The 15,785-nt window shown below is 59.3% G+C and carries 16 protein-coding genes and 1 tRNA gene; 12 read left to right on the top strand and 5 right to left on the bottom strand.

Translation table 11 applies throughout. The features are described 5' to 3' along the window. The first annotated feature begins 62 nt into the window (after window positions 1-62). The 8 genes from DWB67_RS13545 to DWB67_RS13580 all read left to right on the top strand — a co-directional run bounded on the left by DWB67_RS13545 (window position 63) and on the right by DWB67_RS13580 (window position 9,141). Entirely contained in the window at window positions 63-509 is a 447-nt protein-coding gene (locus tag DWB67_RS13545) for a MarR family winged helix-turn-helix transcriptional regulator (protein WP_255418679.1), read from the top strand. 210 nt (window positions 510-719) lie between these two features. Then, on the top strand, window positions 720-2,276 hold the full coding sequence (locus DWB67_RS13550) for an ABC transporter substrate-binding protein (RefSeq protein ID WP_119808108.1): 1,557 nt from the start codon (window positions 720-722) through the stop codon (window positions 2,274-2,276). Between the two features lie 62 nt (window positions 2,277-2,338). Then, window positions 2,339-3,310, top strand: a complete 972-nt coding sequence (locus DWB67_RS13555; RefSeq protein ID WP_119808088.1) for an ABC transporter permease — start codon at window positions 2,339-2,341, stop codon at window positions 3,308-3,310. Beyond that, window positions 3,307-4,146, top strand: a complete 840-nt coding sequence (locus tag DWB67_RS13560; RefSeq protein ID WP_119808089.1) for an ABC transporter permease — start codon at window positions 3,307-3,309, stop codon at window positions 4,144-4,146. Before DWB67_RS13555 ends, DWB67_RS13560 begins: the two co-directional genes overlap by 4 nt. Beyond that, a complete protein-coding gene (locus tag DWB67_RS13565; RefSeq protein ID WP_119808090.1) occupies window positions 4,143-5,768 on the top strand; it encodes an ABC transporter ATP-binding protein in 1,626 nt (541 codons plus the stop codon). Before DWB67_RS13560 ends, DWB67_RS13565 begins: the two co-directional genes overlap by 4 nt. Window positions 5,769-5,778: 10 nt before the next feature. Next, a complete protein-coding gene (locus DWB67_RS13570) occupies window positions 5,779-6,798 on the top strand; it encodes a histone deacetylase family protein (protein ID WP_119808091.1) in 1,020 nt (339 codons plus the stop codon). Window positions 6,799-6,821: 23 nt separating this feature from the next. After that, window positions 6,822-7,775 carry an ornithine cyclodeaminase family protein gene (locus tag DWB67_RS13575; RefSeq protein WP_119808092.1) on the top strand — a complete coding sequence of 318 codons (954 nt, stop codon included), beginning with the start codon at window positions 6,822-6,824 and terminating at the stop codon, window positions 7,773-7,775. After that, the gene (locus tag DWB67_RS13580) at window positions 7,768-9,141 is read left to right on the top strand and encodes an FAD-binding oxidoreductase (protein WP_182911584.1); all 1,374 of its coding nucleotides are present in this window, start codon (window positions 7,768-7,770) and stop codon (window positions 9,139-9,141) included. The genes DWB67_RS13575 and DWB67_RS13580 overlap by 8 nt, the downstream gene beginning before the upstream one ends. On the opposite strand, the gene DWB67_RS13585 is transcribed toward DWB67_RS13580, so the two are convergent. Together DWB67_RS13585 and DWB67_RS13590 are read right to left on the bottom strand one after the other, a co-directional pair. Continuing rightward, complete coding sequence (locus DWB67_RS13585; protein ID WP_119808094.1) at window positions 9,138-10,115, bottom strand: LysR family transcriptional regulator; 978 nt, start codon at window positions 10,113-10,115, stop codon at window positions 9,138-9,140. The two genes, DWB67_RS13580 and DWB67_RS13585, sit on opposite strands and share 4 nt — an antisense overlap. A 55-nt stretch (window positions 10,116-10,170) precedes the next feature. Beyond that, entirely contained in the window at window positions 10,171-10,761 is a 591-nt protein-coding gene (locus DWB67_RS13590) for a TetR/AcrR family transcriptional regulator (RefSeq protein WP_119808095.1), read from the bottom strand. A gap of 108 nt (window positions 10,762-10,869) precedes the next feature. Between DWB67_RS13590 and DWB67_RS13595 the strand changes: the two genes are divergently transcribed. After that, a complete protein-coding gene (locus DWB67_RS13595; protein WP_119808096.1) occupies window positions 10,870-12,096 on the top strand; it encodes a multidrug effflux MFS transporter in 1,227 nt (408 codons plus the stop codon). Window positions 12,097-12,243: 147 nt separating this feature from the next. Here the strand turns inward: DWB67_RS13595 and DWB67_RS13600 are convergent. Both DWB67_RS13600 and DWB67_RS13605 read right to left on the bottom strand, forming a co-directional pair. Continuing rightward, a tRNA-Ser gene (locus DWB67_RS13600) sits at window positions 12,244-12,333 on the bottom strand. A gap of 42 nt (window positions 12,334-12,375) precedes the next feature. After that, window positions 12,376-12,876, bottom strand: coding sequence for a hypothetical protein (locus DWB67_RS13605; RefSeq protein WP_119808097.1), 501 nt, complete (start codon window positions 12,874-12,876; stop codon window positions 12,376-12,378). Window positions 12,877-12,991: 115 nt separating this feature from the next. On the opposite strand from DWB67_RS13605, the gene DWB67_RS13610 reads away from it, so the two are divergent. After that, the gene (locus DWB67_RS13610; RefSeq protein WP_119808098.1) at window positions 12,992-13,402 is read left to right on the top strand and encodes a SufE family protein; all 411 of its coding nucleotides are present in this window, start codon (window positions 12,992-12,994) and stop codon (window positions 13,400-13,402) included. On the opposite strand, the gene mnmA is transcribed toward DWB67_RS13610, so the two are convergent. Further along, window positions 13,374-14,546 (bottom strand): tRNA 2-thiouridine(34) synthase MnmA, encoded by a 1,173-nt coding sequence (gene mnmA, locus DWB67_RS13615; protein ID WP_119808099.1) that lies wholly within the window; start codon window positions 14,544-14,546, stop codon window positions 13,374-13,376. The two genes, DWB67_RS13610 and mnmA, sit on opposite strands and share 29 nt — an antisense overlap. A gap of 171 nt (window positions 14,547-14,717) precedes the next feature. Between mnmA and DWB67_RS13620 the strand changes: the two genes are divergently transcribed. Together DWB67_RS13620 and DWB67_RS13625 are read left to right on the top strand one after the other, a co-directional pair. After that, window positions 14,718-14,993 carry a DUF1153 domain-containing protein gene (locus DWB67_RS13620; RefSeq protein ID WP_119808100.1) on the top strand — a complete coding sequence of 92 codons (276 nt, stop codon included), beginning with the start codon at window positions 14,718-14,720 and terminating at the stop codon, window positions 14,991-14,993. A 101-nt stretch (window positions 14,994-15,094) separates the two neighbouring features. Then, the coding region (locus tag DWB67_RS13625) for a response regulator transcription factor (protein WP_147385932.1) at window positions 15,095-15,785 on the top strand (691 nt) is incomplete at its 3' end.

Below are 15,785 nucleotides of genomic sequence, written 5' to 3' on the forward strand. Positions count from 1 at the left end.
GCACCCCTCTACGGCTAATAGTTGTATTTGTAACCAACAATGATCTTTTTGCAGGAGTGTCCGTGACTGACCCCGCGCAATTCCGGCTGCAGGATTTTCTGCCCTATCTGCTGAACCACGCAGCCGAGGAAGCGGGGCAGGGTTTCAGCAGGATCTATAAGGACCGCTACGGGATGTTGCGGACCGAATGGCGGGTGCTGGCGCATCTGGGACAGTTCGGGCCAATGGATGCGACACGGATCGGGATCATGGCGCGGGTGCATAAGACAAAGATCAGTCGTGCAGTGACGGCCTTGCAGGACAAGCGCTTTGTAACGCGGACGCTTGACGGGGATGATCGCCGCCGTGCGACATTGTGCCTGACGCAAGCGGGGCAGGCGGCCTATACCGACCTTGCTGCCATTGCGCAGGACTATGACCGAACACTGTTGGCGCGGTTAAGCGCCGAAGAACACGCGGGTCTTTTGGACTGCCTGCGCAAGCTTGGTGGCGATCTGCCCAAGGATTGACCACCCCACGCCCAGCTGTGCGATCAGCCCATCATCAGCAATTGCAGGACCACGTCGTCAATATAGATTTCATCTATGTCGGGGATAACGAATGATCATGCTGTCAATGATTACCGCTTTGTTAGGGTTTCCTTAGCAAACCTCCGGCAGGGGACTGCAGGGTCACAAGATCCGCAGCGCTGCCGGCAAAAAACGACAGGGAACATCATGATGAAAAAGATCAAAACGCTGGCGCTTGCCGCAAGCGTTTCCGCCATCGCATGTGCCGCCGTGGCACAGGATACCAAGATGGGTGGTACGCTGAACACCATTGTCCAGCCCGAACCGACGGGTCTGAACCTTGGGCTGTTGCAGAACGCGCCGACCCAGCTGATCGCAGGGCAGATCTATGAAAGCCTGCTGCGTTATGACGAAAATCTGGAACCGATGCCGGGGCTGGCCAAGGAATGGACCATTTCCGATGACGGTCTGACCTATACCTTTACCTTACAGGACGGGGTGATGTGGCATGACGGCGAAACCTTCAGTGCCGCCGATGTGGTTTTTTCGCATGATGTGTTCCTGCGCGAAACCAGCGCCCGTTGGCGCACCGTGCTGGAGCATGTCGAAAGCATCACCGCCCCCGACGACCATACTGTTGTCTATAAACTAAAGACACCCTTCGGGCCGTTTCTTGGGTCCTTCGAGTCCGGTTCGACCCCCGTGCTGCCGCGCCACATCTATGAAGGGCAGGATTTCGCAGGCAATCCTGCCAATGCCACGCCCATCGGCACCGGTCCGTTCAAGTTCGATACATGGGAACAGGGCAGCTATATCCATCTGGTCAAAAACGTTGATTATTACGTCGAAGGCCACCCGCGTCTGGATGACATCTATTATCGTGTGATCCCCGATGCCGCATCACGGACCATTGCTTTCGAAACCGGCGAAGTGGACGTCCTGCCCGCGGGCAGCGTCGAGATGTTCGATTTGCCGCGCATTCAGGCGATGGACAATGTTTGCGTCACCGATAAGGGGTGGGAGTTCTTTGGCCCGCTATCGCTGATCTGGCTGAACAACCGCAATGCACCGCTGGATGATGCCAAGCTGCGCAAGGCCATCAACATGGCCATCGACCGCGATTTTGCCGTGAATGCGATCTTTGCGGGTTTTGGGCGTCCGGCAACGGGTGCGGTCAATTCCTCGACCCGTTTCTATTCAGGCGACACGCCGTCGATCCAGTTCGATGTCGATGCGGCGCGCGAACTGGTCGAGGCGTCGTCTTATGACGGCCAGACCCTGCGCCTGTTGCCGCTGCCTTATGGCGAGGTCTGGCAGCGCTGGGCCGAGGCTGTGCGTCAGAACCTGTCCGATATCGGCGTTGATGTCGAACTGGTCGCCAGTGACGTCGCCGGTTGGAACCAGCGTTTGGCCGACTGGGATTACGACATGGCGTTTACCTTTGTCTATCAATACGGCGATCCGGCGCTGGGCGTGGCCCGCAATTATGTGTCCACCAACATCGCCAAAGGATCGCAGTGGAACAACGTCGAAGGGTTTGAAAACCCCGAAATCGACCGCCTGTTCGCCGCAGGTGCCACCGCCCTGACCGACGAAGAACGCACCACCATCTATGCCGAAACGCAGGCCCTGCTGGTCGAGGAATCTCCCGTCGCATGGCTGACCGAAATGCAGCAGCCCACCGTGTACCGGTGCGAGGTCAAGGACCTTGTCACATCGGCCATCGGGCTGAACGACAGCATGCGCGACACCTGGCTTGACCGCTGAACCCTTGGCTTGCCCGCAAAGCGTGATGCTTTGCGGGCGGACCGTTTGAAAGGATCTGTGCGATGGCACGTTTTATCCTGGGCCGGTTGGTCAAGGCGGCGCTGACGCTGCTGGCCATTCTGGTGCTGAACTTTTTCCTGATCCACGCAGCCCCCGGCGATCCGGCGATGATCATGATGGCCGAAACCGGCTCATCCGATCCGCAGGTGCTGGCCGATATGCGGGCGCGTTTCGGATTGGACCAATCGCTGCTGGTGCAGCTGGTTTTGTATATCAAAGGCTATCTGATGCTGGACATGGGCTGGTCGTTCCGCCGCGATGTTCCGGTGTTTGACCTGATCGCGGCACGCCTGCCTGCGACGTTGTTGCTGACCATGACCGCCTTTGCGATTTCGCTGGGGCTGGGCGTGCTGGCCGGTGCGCTGGCCGCGCGGCGTCAGGGGGGCTGGGGTGATACGATCATCTCGACCGTAGCGCTGTTGTTCTATGCAACGCCGCTGTTCTGGATGGCGCTGATGGCATCGCTGTTGTTTTCCGTGGGCCTTGGGTGGCTGCCGGGGTTTGGCTATGAAACCGTCGGGGCAAATTACACCGGTCTGGCGCGGATTGCCGATATCGGCATCCACCTGATCCTGCCCGCGACGACGCTGGGGCTGTTCTTTACCGCCGTTTATGCCCGCATGACCCGCGCCTCGATGCTGGAGGTGAACCGGCTGGATTTCGTCAAGACCGCCCGCGCCAAGGGGCTGAAACCCTCGATCATCACCCGCCGCCATGTGCTGCGTAACGCGCTGCTGCCCATCATCACACTGGCGGGGCTTCAGGCCGGACAGCTGGTCGGCGGTGCCGTGTTGACGGAAACCGTCTTTGCATGGCCCGGCATTGGTCGCCTGATGTTCGAGGCAATCGCCCAGCGTGATTACAACATTATCCTTGGGGTCTTCTTCGTGTCGGCCGCGCTGGTTCTTCTTTTCAACCTGATCACCGACCTGCTGTATATGGTCGTCGATCCCCGTATCAGGCTGCAATCATGACACATTTCTGGTCCCGCTATGCGCGCAACAGGGGCGCGTTGATTGGTCTTGTCCTGCTGGGCATCGTTGTCTTTCTGGCCGTGCTTGGCCCGCTGCTGACATCACAGGACCCGTGGCGCATGGTCCAGCGTCCGTTCCTGCCGCCGTTTCAGGACAGCGCGCTGCCGCTTGGCACCGATGCACTAGGGCGCGATGTCCTTAGCCAGCTGATCCATGGTGCGCGAATATCGCTGATGATCGGTCTGGTCTCGACACTGGCGGCGCTGGCCATTGGTGTGCCGGTGGGTGCCATTGCCGGATATTTCCCCGGCTGGCCTGATGACCTGCTGATGCGCTTTACCGAATTTTTCCAGACCATCCCCAGTTTCGCCTTGGCCATCGTCCTGCTGATGATCTTTCAACCGCAGCTGCATTTTGTGGTCCTGTCCATCGCGCTGGTCAGTTGGCCCCCCGTCGCCCGTCTGGTGCGGGGTGAGGTTTTGTCCCTGCGCCGCCGCGAATTCGTCGAGGCCGGCATCGTTCAGGGTCTGCGCCACCGTTATATCCTGATCCATCATGTGATGCCGAACGTTCTGGCACCGATCATCATTCTGGCATCGTTGATGGTGGCGACGGCGATCCTGCTGGAAAGCTCGCTGTCGTTTCTGGGGCTGTCGGATCCCAACGTCATGTCATGGGGCTATATGATCGGGGCGGCACGTACCGCGCTGCGCACTGCATGGTGGCTGTCGTTCATTCCCGGCATCGCCATCGTCATCACCGTTCTGGCGCTGAACCTTGTGGGCGAAGGTCTGAACGACGCCCTGAACCCGAAACTGAACAGGGGCGACGCATGAGTTTGCTTTCCGTCACCAACCTGACCATCGGCCTGCCTAAAGGGGCCGACCGTTCCTATGCGGTCAAGGATGTCAGCTTTGATCTGCAACCCGCTGAAATGCTGTGCATTGTGGGCGAGAGCGGGTCAGGAAAATCCATGTCGGCCAATGCCATCATGGGCCTGCTGGCCGAGGGTTTATCGGTCGCAAGCGGGTCGATCACCTTTGACGGGCAGGCCCTGACAAAACTGACCGAAGCGCAGATGCGCCAGCTGCGCGGTCGCCGTCTTGGTATGATCTTTCAGGAACCCTTGACCGCCCTGAACCCGCTGATGCCCGTCGGTCGCCAGATCGAGGAGGTGTTCGAGGCGCATAACATGCTGACCCCCGCCACCCGCCGCGACCGCGTCATCGAATTGCTGACCGAGGTTGGCCTGCCCGATCCGGTCGCCAGCGCGCGCGCCTATCCGTTCCAGATGTCGGGCGGCCAGCGGCAGCGGGTAGTGATTGCCATGGCTCTGGCGCTGGAACCTGCGATCCTGATCGCCGACGAACCGACCACCGCGCTGGATGTGACCACGCAGGCGCAGATTTTACGGCTGTTGGACGATCTGCGGCGCAAGCATGACATGGGCGTGGTCTTCATCACCCATGATCTGGGCGTGGTGGCCGATATCGCCGACCGCGTGCTGGTCATGCAGCACGGTGTTATCGTCGAGGAGGGCGCTGCCGCTGACGTTCTGTTGCGCCCGCAGCACCCCTATACGCAGGCATTGCTGGATGCGATCCCGCGGTTGAAAGCAGTGACCGAAGGTGCGGCTGTCTATGACGCGCCGCTGTTGCAGGTCAAAGGATTGCACAAGCAATTCCGCACTGGCGGCGGTTGGCTAGGTGGGAAGGCTCGTGTGGTCACCGCGCTGGATGACATCAGCTTTGATCTGCATACCGGTGAAACCATCGGAATTGTGGGTGAAAGCGGGTCGGGAAAATCCACCCTCGGCCGCGCCATCGTCCGTTTGCAGGAGGTGGATCGCGGGCAGGTGCTGCTGAACGGTCTGGATATGTCCGCCCTGAAGGGCGAGGAATTACGTCGTGACCGCAAGCGCGTCCAGATGATTTTCCAAGACCCATACTCCAGCCTGCCACCGCGCCAAAGCGTGGGCAAATCCCTGACCGAAGGGCAGGTGGCCCATGGCACCCCCGTTGGCAAGGCCCGCGAACGTGCCATCGCCTTGCTGGAACGTGTCGGTCTGGACGCCGGAGCAATGTCGCGTTTCCCGCATGAGTTTTCGGGCGGCCAGCGCCAGCGCATCGGCATTGCCCGCGCCCTCGTTCTGGACCCCGAACTGATCGTCGCGGATGAGGCGGTTTCCGCGCTGGACGTATCCGTGCAGGCACAGGTGCTGGACCTGCTGGAGGGGCTGAAGCGCGATCTGAACCTGTCGATGCTGTTTATCACCCATGATTTGCGCGTGGCGGGGCAAATCTGTGACCGGCTGATTGTCATGCAAAAGGGCCGGATTGTTGAAACCGGCGATGCCGCGCAAATCCTGAACAACCCGACATCCGATTATGCGCGTGGCCTGCTGGCCGCGCTTCCCGGACGTGACTTCGAAACAGCCCGCGCACAGGCGCAGGCATAAGGCTTTTGATATGAAATTTTTCCACGATGACCGCCAACGTGCCCATGATCCGCAATTCCGGCTGGAAAATGGCCGCGTAATCCAGAACCCTGACCGTCCCGAACGGGTTGATTTGTTGGTCGATGGCGCAACGCGGGCGGGCCTGGTCCGGCATGCACCGACCGATCATGGCATGGGGGCCTTGGCCGCGATCCATCCGCCGCGCTATCTGGATTACCTGCAATCAATCTTTGCGCGGCGGCTGGCCGCCTTTCCCGATCTGTCCGAGGTGGTGCCAAGCCGCTTCTGCCTTGACCCACAACGCCATTACAGCCCCGAGGCCGAGGCCCAGATCGGATTTCATAACGCCGATACCTCCTGTCCGATCGGTCCTGACAGCTGGAATGCCATCTATTGGTCGGCGCAGACCGCGTTAAGCGGGGCATATGATATCGTTGATGGAGCACCTGCTGCCTATGCCTTGTCGCGGCCTTCGGGGCATCATGCCTATCAGGAAATTGCGGGCGGGTTCTGTTTTCTGAACAATTCAGCCATCGCGGCGGAATATCTGCGGGTGAACGGCCACCGGCCGGTGGTTCTGGATATCGACGTGCATCACGGCAACGGAACACAGGCGATCTTCTATGACCGCGACGATGTGTTGACGATTTCGCTGCATGTCGATCCGGTCGAATTCTATCCCTTCTATGCTGGTGCCGCCTCCGAGGTCGGGACCGGCAGTGGCACCGGTTATAACCTGAACCTGCCTCTGCCGCGCGGTGCCGGTATTGCCGCATATATGCCCGCGCTGGACACAGCACTTGCCCAGATTGCCGCCTTTGGTGCAACCGCGGTTGTGGTCGCCCTTGGGCTGGACACGCATGAAGACGACCCCTTTCGCGGCATGTCCCTGACCACCGGTGATTTCGCGACCATCGGGCGGGCCATCCGCGGGTTGGACTTACCGGTCCTTAACGTGCAGGAAGGTGGCTATATGCAAACGGCCCTTGGCGACAATCTTGCCAGCTATCTTGGTGCCTTTACCGCCTGAAGCCTTTGCCGAAAGGAACTGCCATGACTGCCCCCAGCCTGCCTTATATCCGTGCCCAAGATGTGCAATCGTTGTTGAACTGGCCCGATATGGTCGATGCCCTTGCGGCGGGGCATCGCCTGCCACCCGCGCGGATCGGTGATCTGTTCCTGACACGCGGGGGCGACACGCTGTTGAACCGCGCGGCATGGGTGGACGGCATCGGCATGGGCCTGAAAACCGTATCCGTGTTGGAAGGCAATGCTGCACGCGGCCTGCCCACTGTTCAGGGCGTCATGGTGCTGTTTGACGATGAAACGGGAACGCCTCTGGCGCTGATCGACAGCGCGCTGGTTACCTATTGGAAAACGGCAGCGGATTCGGGGCTGGGCGCGCGGTATCTGGCGCGCCCCGACAGCCGGCAGTTGGTTGTCATCGGGGCAGGGACGGTGGCCGCGTCGCTGGCACGGGTCTATCACGCGCTGTTCCCGCAACTGCAGCGCATCCTGATCTGGAACCGTACCGCCGCCACCGCGATCGATCTGGCAGCCAAGCTGGCAGCCGAGGGGTTGCCGACGCAAGCAACAACCGATCTGCCCGCCGCCGTCGCACAGGCCGATATTGTCACCAGCGCGACCATGGCCCGTCAGCCGGTCCTGATGGGGGAATGGGTGCGTCCCGGCACCCATGTCGATCTGGTCGGTGCGTTCCGCGCCGACATGCGCGAAGCCGATGACACCCTGATGCGTCGCGCTCGCATTTTTGTGGACAGCCGCCAGACCACGCTGGACCATATCGGCGAATTGATGATGCCGCTGGCAGATGGGGTTATTTCCCGTGACAGCGTGCTGGGTGATTTCAATGACCTTGAAACGGGACGCACAGGGCGTATGACTGCACAGGATATCACCCTTTTCAAAAATGGTGGGGGTGCGCATCTGGACCTGATGATTGCGCAAGGCATCATGGATGTGTGGAAACAGACCCTCAATGCATAAGCTTTTTTCGGATATCTGCCCTGACGACTGTATCGTCACATCGGACCGCCTGCGCGATCTGGACCCCGGCTATTGCGATACCAGCCGCAAGGCGGGTGTGATGCTACGCCCTGATACAACCGATATGGTGGCCGCTATCTGCGCGCGTGCCAACCAACATGGGACGCCCTTGGTGCCGCAGGGCGGGCTGACCGGTCTGGTCGATGCGACGGCAACTGCGCCCGATCAGGTGGCGCTGTCGCTGGAGCGTATGACCCGCATTCTGCGTGTGGACCCCCTGCAACGCGTGATCGTGGCCGAAGCGGGTGCCACCATTGCCGAACTGGACCGTGCGGCGGCCGAGCATGGCCTGACGACGGGCATCGACATTCCCTCACGCGATACCGCAACGCTGGGCGGGGTGATTGCGACAAATGCGGGCGGGGTTCGGGTCATCCGTTACGGCATGACCCGCGACAATGTTCTGGGGCTGACCGCTGTTCTGGCCGATGGTTCCGTGATCGAAGATATGAACACGCTGCCCAAGGACAACACTGGCTATGACCTGAAACAGCTGTTTATCGGGGCCGAAGGGACGTTGGGCGTTGTGACCGCTGCGGTTTTGCGGCTATTCCCGCGCCCTGCGGCCAAAGCCTCGGCGCTGCTGGCATGTCCTGATCTGGCATCGGCACAAGCGGTTTTGGGGTTGGCCCAGATCCTTGCGGGCGGCAATCTGTTGTCGTTCGAGGCGATGTGGCCGGAATTTTATCACCTGATGACCGGCTATCAATGCAAAGGGCGCGAACCCTTGCCGCCAAGCGACGCGCTGCATCTGATCGTCGAAGTGACCGGCCAGACGCAGGACGCAGCCGAGGCATTGTTGCTGGCGATTTTTGAAACAGCGGCGGAAAAGGATCTGGTGCAGGACGGAGTGATCGCGAAATCGGATGCCGAACGCGCGGTGATTTGGGCGATCAGGGAAGACAGCGACCTGATGATGCGCCCGCTTGGCGCGATGCTGTCCTATGATATCAGCATCGAAGCCGCCCGCATTGATGATTTTATCGCCTGCTGGACCAAGGCGCAGGCGCAACATTTCCCAGACGTTCACTCCTATGTTTTCGGGCATCTGGGTGATTGCAACCTGCACCTGTGCGTTGGCCTGACCCCCGATGCGAAACGCAACCGCGGCCCCATCGATGACCTGCTTTACGCCACGCTGGCCGATACGCCGGGGGCATCGTTTTCAGCAGAACACGGCATCGGCCTGCAAAAACGTGCGCGTCTGGCGGCCAGCAAACCTGCAGCCACGCTGACCTTGATGCATCAGCTGAAGCAGACGCTAGACCCCAAGGGGATTATGAACCCCGGTAAGGTGCTGATCTAATCGCGATAGTCGCGCAAAGCCTCGGGGGTGTCGGCGATCTTTTTGAGCAGCAGATCAATGAACGCCTGTTCGGCACGGTTCATCCGCGCCTTGGGGTTCCACGCGACATTCACGTCGATCTGGGGCAGCCCCTCATAGGGGGGCAGCCGCCACAGCAGCCCCGACTCCAGATCGGGGCGGGCGACATGGATGGGCAGAGGGCCGACCCCCAGTCCCGAACAGATCATCCGGCGCACTTCCTCCAGATTGGGGGATGACCCGACCAGATGATCCGACAGCCCCAGTTCCGCCCGCATCAGGGTCACGGGGCGCAAGGCGTCACTCATCTGGTCTGTCACGAAACTGACCGAGCTTTCACCCCGCAGCGCGTTGATGCCGATATGCTGCTGGCCATATAAATGGTGGCTGCGCCCGCAGAAAATGCCGAAATATTCGGTGAACATCCGGCGGTATTCCAGCGGTGCCTGCCGGTTCAGCGACAGGCATATCCCGACCGAAACCGCCTTATCCACCAGCCGCTCTTGCACCTGACGGCTGGCCATGACCTCTATTTCCAGCGTCGCAAGGGGACATGCCTTATGGAAATCACGCACGCAATCATCCAGCAGCGGCGAGATGACGTGACTGGCAATCGCCAGCCGGACATGGCCTTTGATAACATCGGTCACATCACGCAAAATCGTTGCCAGCCGCAGCACCGACCCGCGAATTTCGACCGCCTCGGTGTACAGGCGCTGGCCGGCCTCGGTCAGTTCGAAGACCGATGGTCCGCGATCGATAAGACGCCGACCCAGCCTATCCTCTAGCCGTTTCAGGGCGGCGCTGACGGTCGGCTGGGTCAGGTTCATCACCTCGGCCGCCTTCGAGATACCGCCCGCCTGCACGATCACCACAAAACTGCGTAGCAAATTCCAGTCCAGCTCATAGAGCAGCCGCTCGGGGTCGATCTTACGGGGGTTCGTGATTTTGCTCATCCGACAAGTCATGATCCGACGGGGGACATTTTACCAGTTTTCATTTGGCCGGACATTATCGGACATCTGCATGGGGGCGGAACACCTCGTCGGTGATTTCTTTGGCAAATGCGGTGTCCAGCGTCTTGCGGTTCAACAGCCGGTACCAGAACGCGCCGTGGATGAAATTAGACAGCATTTCAGGGTTACGGTCGGGTGACAGTTCGTTGCGGGCTTGGGCCTCGGACAAAAGGGCGGTGATCATCTTTTCGCGCGGTTGCACAAAGCTGTCATAGAAGGCGGTCTGGAATGTCGCATCCTGCTGTGCGGCGGCTATCAATGCACGCAGGATGTCCCCGTCGACATTCAGATGCACGAAGACATTGGTCAGAAACTCCTCCAGCAGCAAAGGGCCGGATTTACTCTCTGTCCGGACGGGTTCGGCGGCAAAATTATGCGTGGCCTCGAACACGGCGTCCAGAACCAGATCGGCCTTCGTGTTCCAGCGGTTGTAAAGCGTTTGCCGCGCGACGCCCGCCTTGCTGGCGATGGCGGCAATAGACACATTCTCGTATCCCTTTTCACGGATCAGATGTAGCGCTGCGGCTTTCAGGGCGGCACCTGCCTGCGCGTTAACGGGGCGTCCGCCGGTTCCTGCGATGGTCATACACACCTCCTGCCAATGGCTTGAAAGAAACTATTCTTGATTATTGGACATCAGTCTAATAATAGCAAGTAGACACCAGTCTATTAACATGAGCCAGCAGGAGATCCGATGTCCCGAATATCCCTTACACCCAAGCATGCTGCCGCGGTTACAGCGGTTCTGGGGCTGCTGTCCCTGTTTCCGCCGTTGGCAACAGATATGTATCTGGCCGCACTTGGCGATCTGGCGGTATCCCTGCAGGCAAGCCATACGGCGGTCGAATTTTCACTGTCGATCTTCTTTCTTGGGCTTTGCGTCGGGCAGTTGGTGGTGGGTATGCTGACGGATGCTTATGGCCGCAAGATGCCGCTGCTGGTCGGGACAGCCTTATTCACCATGACGTCAATCGCTTTGCCGATGGTCAAAGATGTCAATCTGTTTAACGCATTGCGGTTCGTGCAAGCCATCGGGGCAAGTGCCGGTATGGTTGTCGGTCGTGCGGTGGTGAAGGACCTTTATTCAGGGCAACGGGCCGCGCAGGTGATGACAGTTCTGGTCATGCTGCTGACCATCGGACCGATTGTCTCTCCGACATTGGGCAGCATGCTGCTGGGCACTTTCGGCTGGCAGTCGATTTTTGCGGTCATGGCACTGGTCAGTGTCATCGCCTTTACCTTGGCACTGCTTGTCCTGCCTGAAACGCTTCCGCTGGAAAAACGCAAATCGCAGCCCTTCGCAAACGGTTTGCGGACAGCGGGCATGCTGCTGTCCCTGCGTGGTTTCATCATTATGGCACTGGTGGCCGGTTTTGCCCAAGGCGGCATGTTCGCTTTTATCACCGGATCATCGGGGGTGTTCCAAGGTATCTTCAGCCTTAGCGCAACAGGCTTTGGCATGATGTTCGCCTTTATCGCGGCAGCCCTGATCGTTTTCGGGCGCGTGAACGGCATTTTGCTGAACCGTATCAGCCCGTGGCAGATCCTGAAGGTTGGTTTACCCTGCTTTATCGCCTCGGCGTTATGTCTGACGCTTCTTTCGGGGACGCAAACGTTATGGGTGTTCGTCCTGCCGCTGTGGATTACAATCGGCATGATCGGCCTTTTGTCAGCCAACGCGATGTCGATCACGATGGAGCTTGCCGACGTCGGCGCCGGCATGGGATCGGCGCTATTGGGTGCCATCCAGTTCGCCATCGCCTTTTCGGTATCGTCCTGCGTTGCCATCGGCGGAACGGCGACAACATTGCCCATGTCCCTTGGCCTGCTGGCCCCGGCAATCATTGCAACATCGCTGTTCTTTCTTTCCGGCATTCATAAAAGCAGCGTGCATACAGGCAGTGCCACAGCCGCAAATTGATTGAACCTACTAACACTGCTGTCCCGTCATTCTGACGGTGCAGGAATACTTGGAAACCAGACCATTGCTTGTTGGATTGTCAGATAAGACAGACCGTCTTTCTTGTTCCGAAGCCTGACATCCATAAGCCATCAAATTGTCCGGAACTGGCGGAGGCGGTGGGATTCGAACCCACGGTGGACTTTTACCCACGTCGGTTTTCAAGACCGGTGCATTAAACCACTCTGCCACGCCTCCGACTTTGGCGGATTAGCGCGGCAGGGCGGCGCTTGCAAGGACTTAGCGCGAGAGTTTGACGACTTGTGTCGCCCCGGCAATCTCGATCGCGTATATTTTGTTAAGTTGCAGGAAGCTAAGCGGCATCGCGACGACGATCTGGTCGGTGGTTGGGTTTGCGGGCAGGGTGGCTGCGGCGCTGTTTGCGGCCGGCGGGGCCGCAACAAAGCGCAGTCGCAGGACGCCATCAGCGTCTGGCGTCATGCGGTTGCCCGGCTGGGGGCGGACGGAAACCAGTTCGGCCGAATGGTATCCTTTGACGGGGGCGAAACCACGCACGACCAGCAGGCGGCCTTCGGAAAGCGGTTCCCATTCGGCCGAGAGGATCTGCGGAATGGCCGGACGTTCGTCGATCTGCGTGACGTAACCCTCCTCGGGGGCAAGCGAGGTCGACGGGGCCGGACGACCGCCCCAAGACAGCGGGTTCCAGCCGCTATCCCCGGACCGTCCGCATCCGGACACGATGGCGGCGACGATCAGCAGGGGCAGGGTTAGTCTGGTCATGGCGCATCCCTTTGGCTTTTGACCTTGGTGATAGGCGAAACGAGGCGCGTGGAAAAGCCTCTTTGACCTTGGGGCGCAGTCAGGCTAGGCCTTCTTGTGCAAAACGGAGAGACCCATGCCAACCGCCGCTTTCGAAGATATTGCCGAAACTTTCGAATTTCTGGATGATTGGGAAGAACGTTACCGCCATGTGATCGAGCTTGGCAAAGCCATGCCCGGTCTGGATGACGCTTTCCACGTTCCTGCCACCAAGGTTGACGGATGTGCCAGTCAGGTCTGGATCCTGCCGCGCATCGAAGATGGCCGTTTCGATTTTCAAGGCGACAGCGATGCCATCATCGTGCGTGGCCTGATTGCCGTTCTGCACGCGCTTTATTCAGGGCTGCCGGTGGCCGAGGTCGAAGGCGTGGATGCCCCTGCCGCGCTTGCACGGCTGGGGCTGGATGAGCATCTGTCCGCACAGCGATCGAACGGTGTGCGCGCCATGATCGAACGGATCAGATTGCTGGCCGCCGACGCAAGCTGATCCAGCCACCGCCCAGCACGCGTGTGCCATCGGGTTCATAGAACACGCAGGCCTGTCCGGGGCTAACGCCGTCTTCGGGGTCCAGCAGCTCGACCTCGGCGCGGCGACCGGGCAGGGGGCGCAGGATCGCGGGGCGCGGCGGGCGGGTTGACCGGATGCGGACAAGGCAGGCGATCTCGCCCTCATAGGCGTCGTCGCCCAGCCAGTTCACCTCGGTCACATTGACGGTCTTGGTGGACAGGGCTGCACGCGGGCCGACAAGGACACGGCGGGTGTCGGGTTCCAGTCGAACGACATACAGGGGATCACCCAGACCCCCGATGCCCAGACCGCGACGCTGGCCGATGGTATAGTGGATCACGCCGCGATGGGTGCCCAGCACGTTCCCCTCCATATCGACGATATCACCGGGGTCGGCGGCACCGGGGCGCAGCTTTTCGATGACAGCGGCGTAATCGCCATTCGGGACAAAGCAGATGTCCTGACTGTCGGGTTTGTCGGCAACGGACAGCCCGTATTCAGCGGCAAGCGCGCGGGTTTCATCCTTGCTGACCAGATGGCCCAAGGGAAAGCGCAGGTAATCCAGCTGTTCTTGCGTGGTGGAGAACAGGAAATAGCTTTGATCGCGGTTCGGATCGGCAGCCATGTGCAGTTCTGCACGCATGCTGCCATCCTTGCGCTGGATATAATGGCCGGTGGCCATGCAATCGGCATCCAGATCGCGGGCGGTTTCCAGAAGATCGCGGAACTTGACGCGTTCGTTGCAGCGGATACAGGGAACAGGGGTCGCGCCCGCCAGATAGGCATCGGCAAATTCGTCGATTACTGATTCACGGAACTTGTTTTCGTAATCCAGCACATAATGCGGAAAGCCCATACGCTCGGCCACGCGGCGGGCATCGTGGATGTCCTGACCCGCACAGCAGGCACCTTTTTTGGCCAAAGCCGCGCCATGGTCATAAAGCTGCAAGGTCACCCCGATGACATCATAACCTTCACTTTTCAGCTGTGCCGCCACAACCGAGCTGTCGACGCCGCCCGACATCGCCACCACCACACGGGTTTCCGCAGGGGGTTTGGCAAAGCCAAGACTGTTCAATTCGGTATCGCGCGCTTCGGCGCGTTCGGCAGCAATCAGGGTCATCGGGTGATCTTTCGCCCCCGCGGGGCTTTGGGCGTATCTACGTATTTGCATCAAAATATATGCAAATGCTCTGTATTCTCAACCCCGCGCGGTGCTGAAAAGGGGAACGGGCTAACTGCGGCTTAAAAGATTTGCGTCACAAATCGGAGGACAATAAAAAAGGCGGCATAAATGTTCGTAAAGAAAACAACGGGTCCACGGATTGCAATGCTGGATGACGGCAGCATCATCAGTATTGCGGATCTGCCGGATGCCCAGACGCGATGGGTGGCAAGCCGCAAACAGATCGTCGTGCAGGCAGTCCATAAGGGGTTGATATTGCGCGAAGACGCCCTGCGCCGCTATGGCCTGTCCGAGGAGGAGTTCGACAGCTGGTGTGTGGCATTCGAAAGGCACGGTAAATCGGCATTGAAGACAACTGCCATCCAAAAGTATAGACAATTATAGGTTGAGTAAGCCATGATCGAGGAAAGCCGGTAACCGCATATTAACCTGTTCGGACGATTGTCGGCTTATGACATTTTGACGAATCGGGGGATACACCAGTCATGCGAATTCTTTTGGTAGAAGATGATCCCAGCACAGCGCGTGCGATCGAACTGATGCTGACGGCTGCAAGCTATAACGTCTTCCTGACCGATATGGGTGAGGAAGGGATCGATCTGGCCAAGTTGTATGACTATGACCTGATCCTGCTGGACCTTGATTTGCCCGACATGCACGGCATGGAGGTGCTGCGCCATCTGCGTCTTGCCCGCATCGATACGCCGATCCTGATCCTGACGGGGTCCGATGACACCGAAAGCAAGCTGCGTGGCTTCGGCTTTGGTGCCGATGACTATATGACCAAGCCCTTCAATCGTGAAGAACTGCAGGCCCGCATCCAGGCGATCATCCGCCGGTCGAAAGGCCACAGTCAGGCGCTGATCCGCACGGGCAATATCACGGTCAACCTCGACGCCCGTTCGGTCGAGGTGCATGGAAAGCCAGTCAATCTGACGGGCAAGGAATACCAGATCCTTGAACTGCTGAGCCTGCGCAAAGGCACAACCCTGACGAAAGAGATGTTCCTGAATCATCTTTATGGGGGAATGGATGAACCCGAACTGAAAATCATCGATGTGTTCATCAGAGGTGGTCCTGAATTTTCGACCAGTTTTCCGCCGGGGCTAAGCTATAGCATGGGTTTCATGTCAGGCGGCGGCTTTCAGGTGTTGATTGTGAGTATCATAGGCCTCG

Origin of the sequence: Paracoccus sp. JM45 (assembly GCF_003590715.1) — a bacterium.
Classification (GTDB): Bacteria; Pseudomonadota; Alphaproteobacteria; order Rhodobacterales; family Rhodobacteraceae; genus Paracoccus.

Bases quoted from the DNA above. Each gene is read 5' to 3' on its own strand.
- DWB67_RS13620 (WP_119808100.1), top strand. From the start codon at position 14,718: ATGTTCGTAAAGAAAACAACGGGTCCACGGATTGCAATGCTGGATGAC.
- DWB67_RS13610 (WP_119808098.1), top strand. From the start codon at position 12,992: ATGCCAACCGCCGCTTTCGAAGATATTGCCGAAACTTTCGAATTTCTG.
- DWB67_RS13580 (WP_182911584.1), top strand. From the start codon at position 7,768: ATGCATAAGCTTTTTTCGGATATCTGCCCTGACGACTGTATCGTCACA.
- mnmA (WP_119808099.1), bottom strand. From the start codon at position 14,546: ATGACCCTGATTGCTGCCGAACGCGCCGAAGCGCGCGATACCGAATTG.
- DWB67_RS13590 (WP_119808095.1), bottom strand. From the start codon at position 10,761: ATGACCATCGCAGGAACCGGCGGACGCCCCGTTAACGCGCAGGCAGGT.
- DWB67_RS13555 (WP_119808088.1), top strand. From the start codon at position 2,339: ATGGCACGTTTTATCCTGGGCCGGTTGGTCAAGGCGGCGCTGACGCTG.
- DWB67_RS13605 (WP_119808097.1), bottom strand. From the start codon at position 12,876: ATGACCAGACTAACCCTGCCCCTGCTGATCGTCGCCGCCATCGTGTCC.
- DWB67_RS13575 (WP_119808092.1), top strand. From the start codon at position 6,822: ATGACTGCCCCCAGCCTGCCTTATATCCGTGCCCAAGATGTGCAATCG.
- DWB67_RS13585 (WP_119808094.1), bottom strand. From the start codon at position 10,115: ATGAGCAAAATCACGAACCCCCGTAAGATCGACCCCGAGCGGCTGCTC.
- DWB67_RS13565 (WP_119808090.1), top strand. From the start codon at position 4,143: ATGAGTTTGCTTTCCGTCACCAACCTGACCATCGGCCTGCCTAAAGGG.
- DWB67_RS13570 (WP_119808091.1), top strand. From the start codon at position 5,779: ATGAAATTTTTCCACGATGACCGCCAACGTGCCCATGATCCGCAATTC.
- DWB67_RS13560 (WP_119808089.1), top strand. From the start codon at position 3,307: ATGACACATTTCTGGTCCCGCTATGCGCGCAACAGGGGCGCGTTGATT.
- DWB67_RS13550 (WP_119808108.1), top strand. From the start codon at position 720: ATGAAAAAGATCAAAACGCTGGCGCTTGCCGCAAGCGTTTCCGCCATC.
- DWB67_RS13595 (WP_119808096.1), top strand. From the start codon at position 10,870: ATGTCCCGAATATCCCTTACACCCAAGCATGCTGCCGCGGTTACAGCG.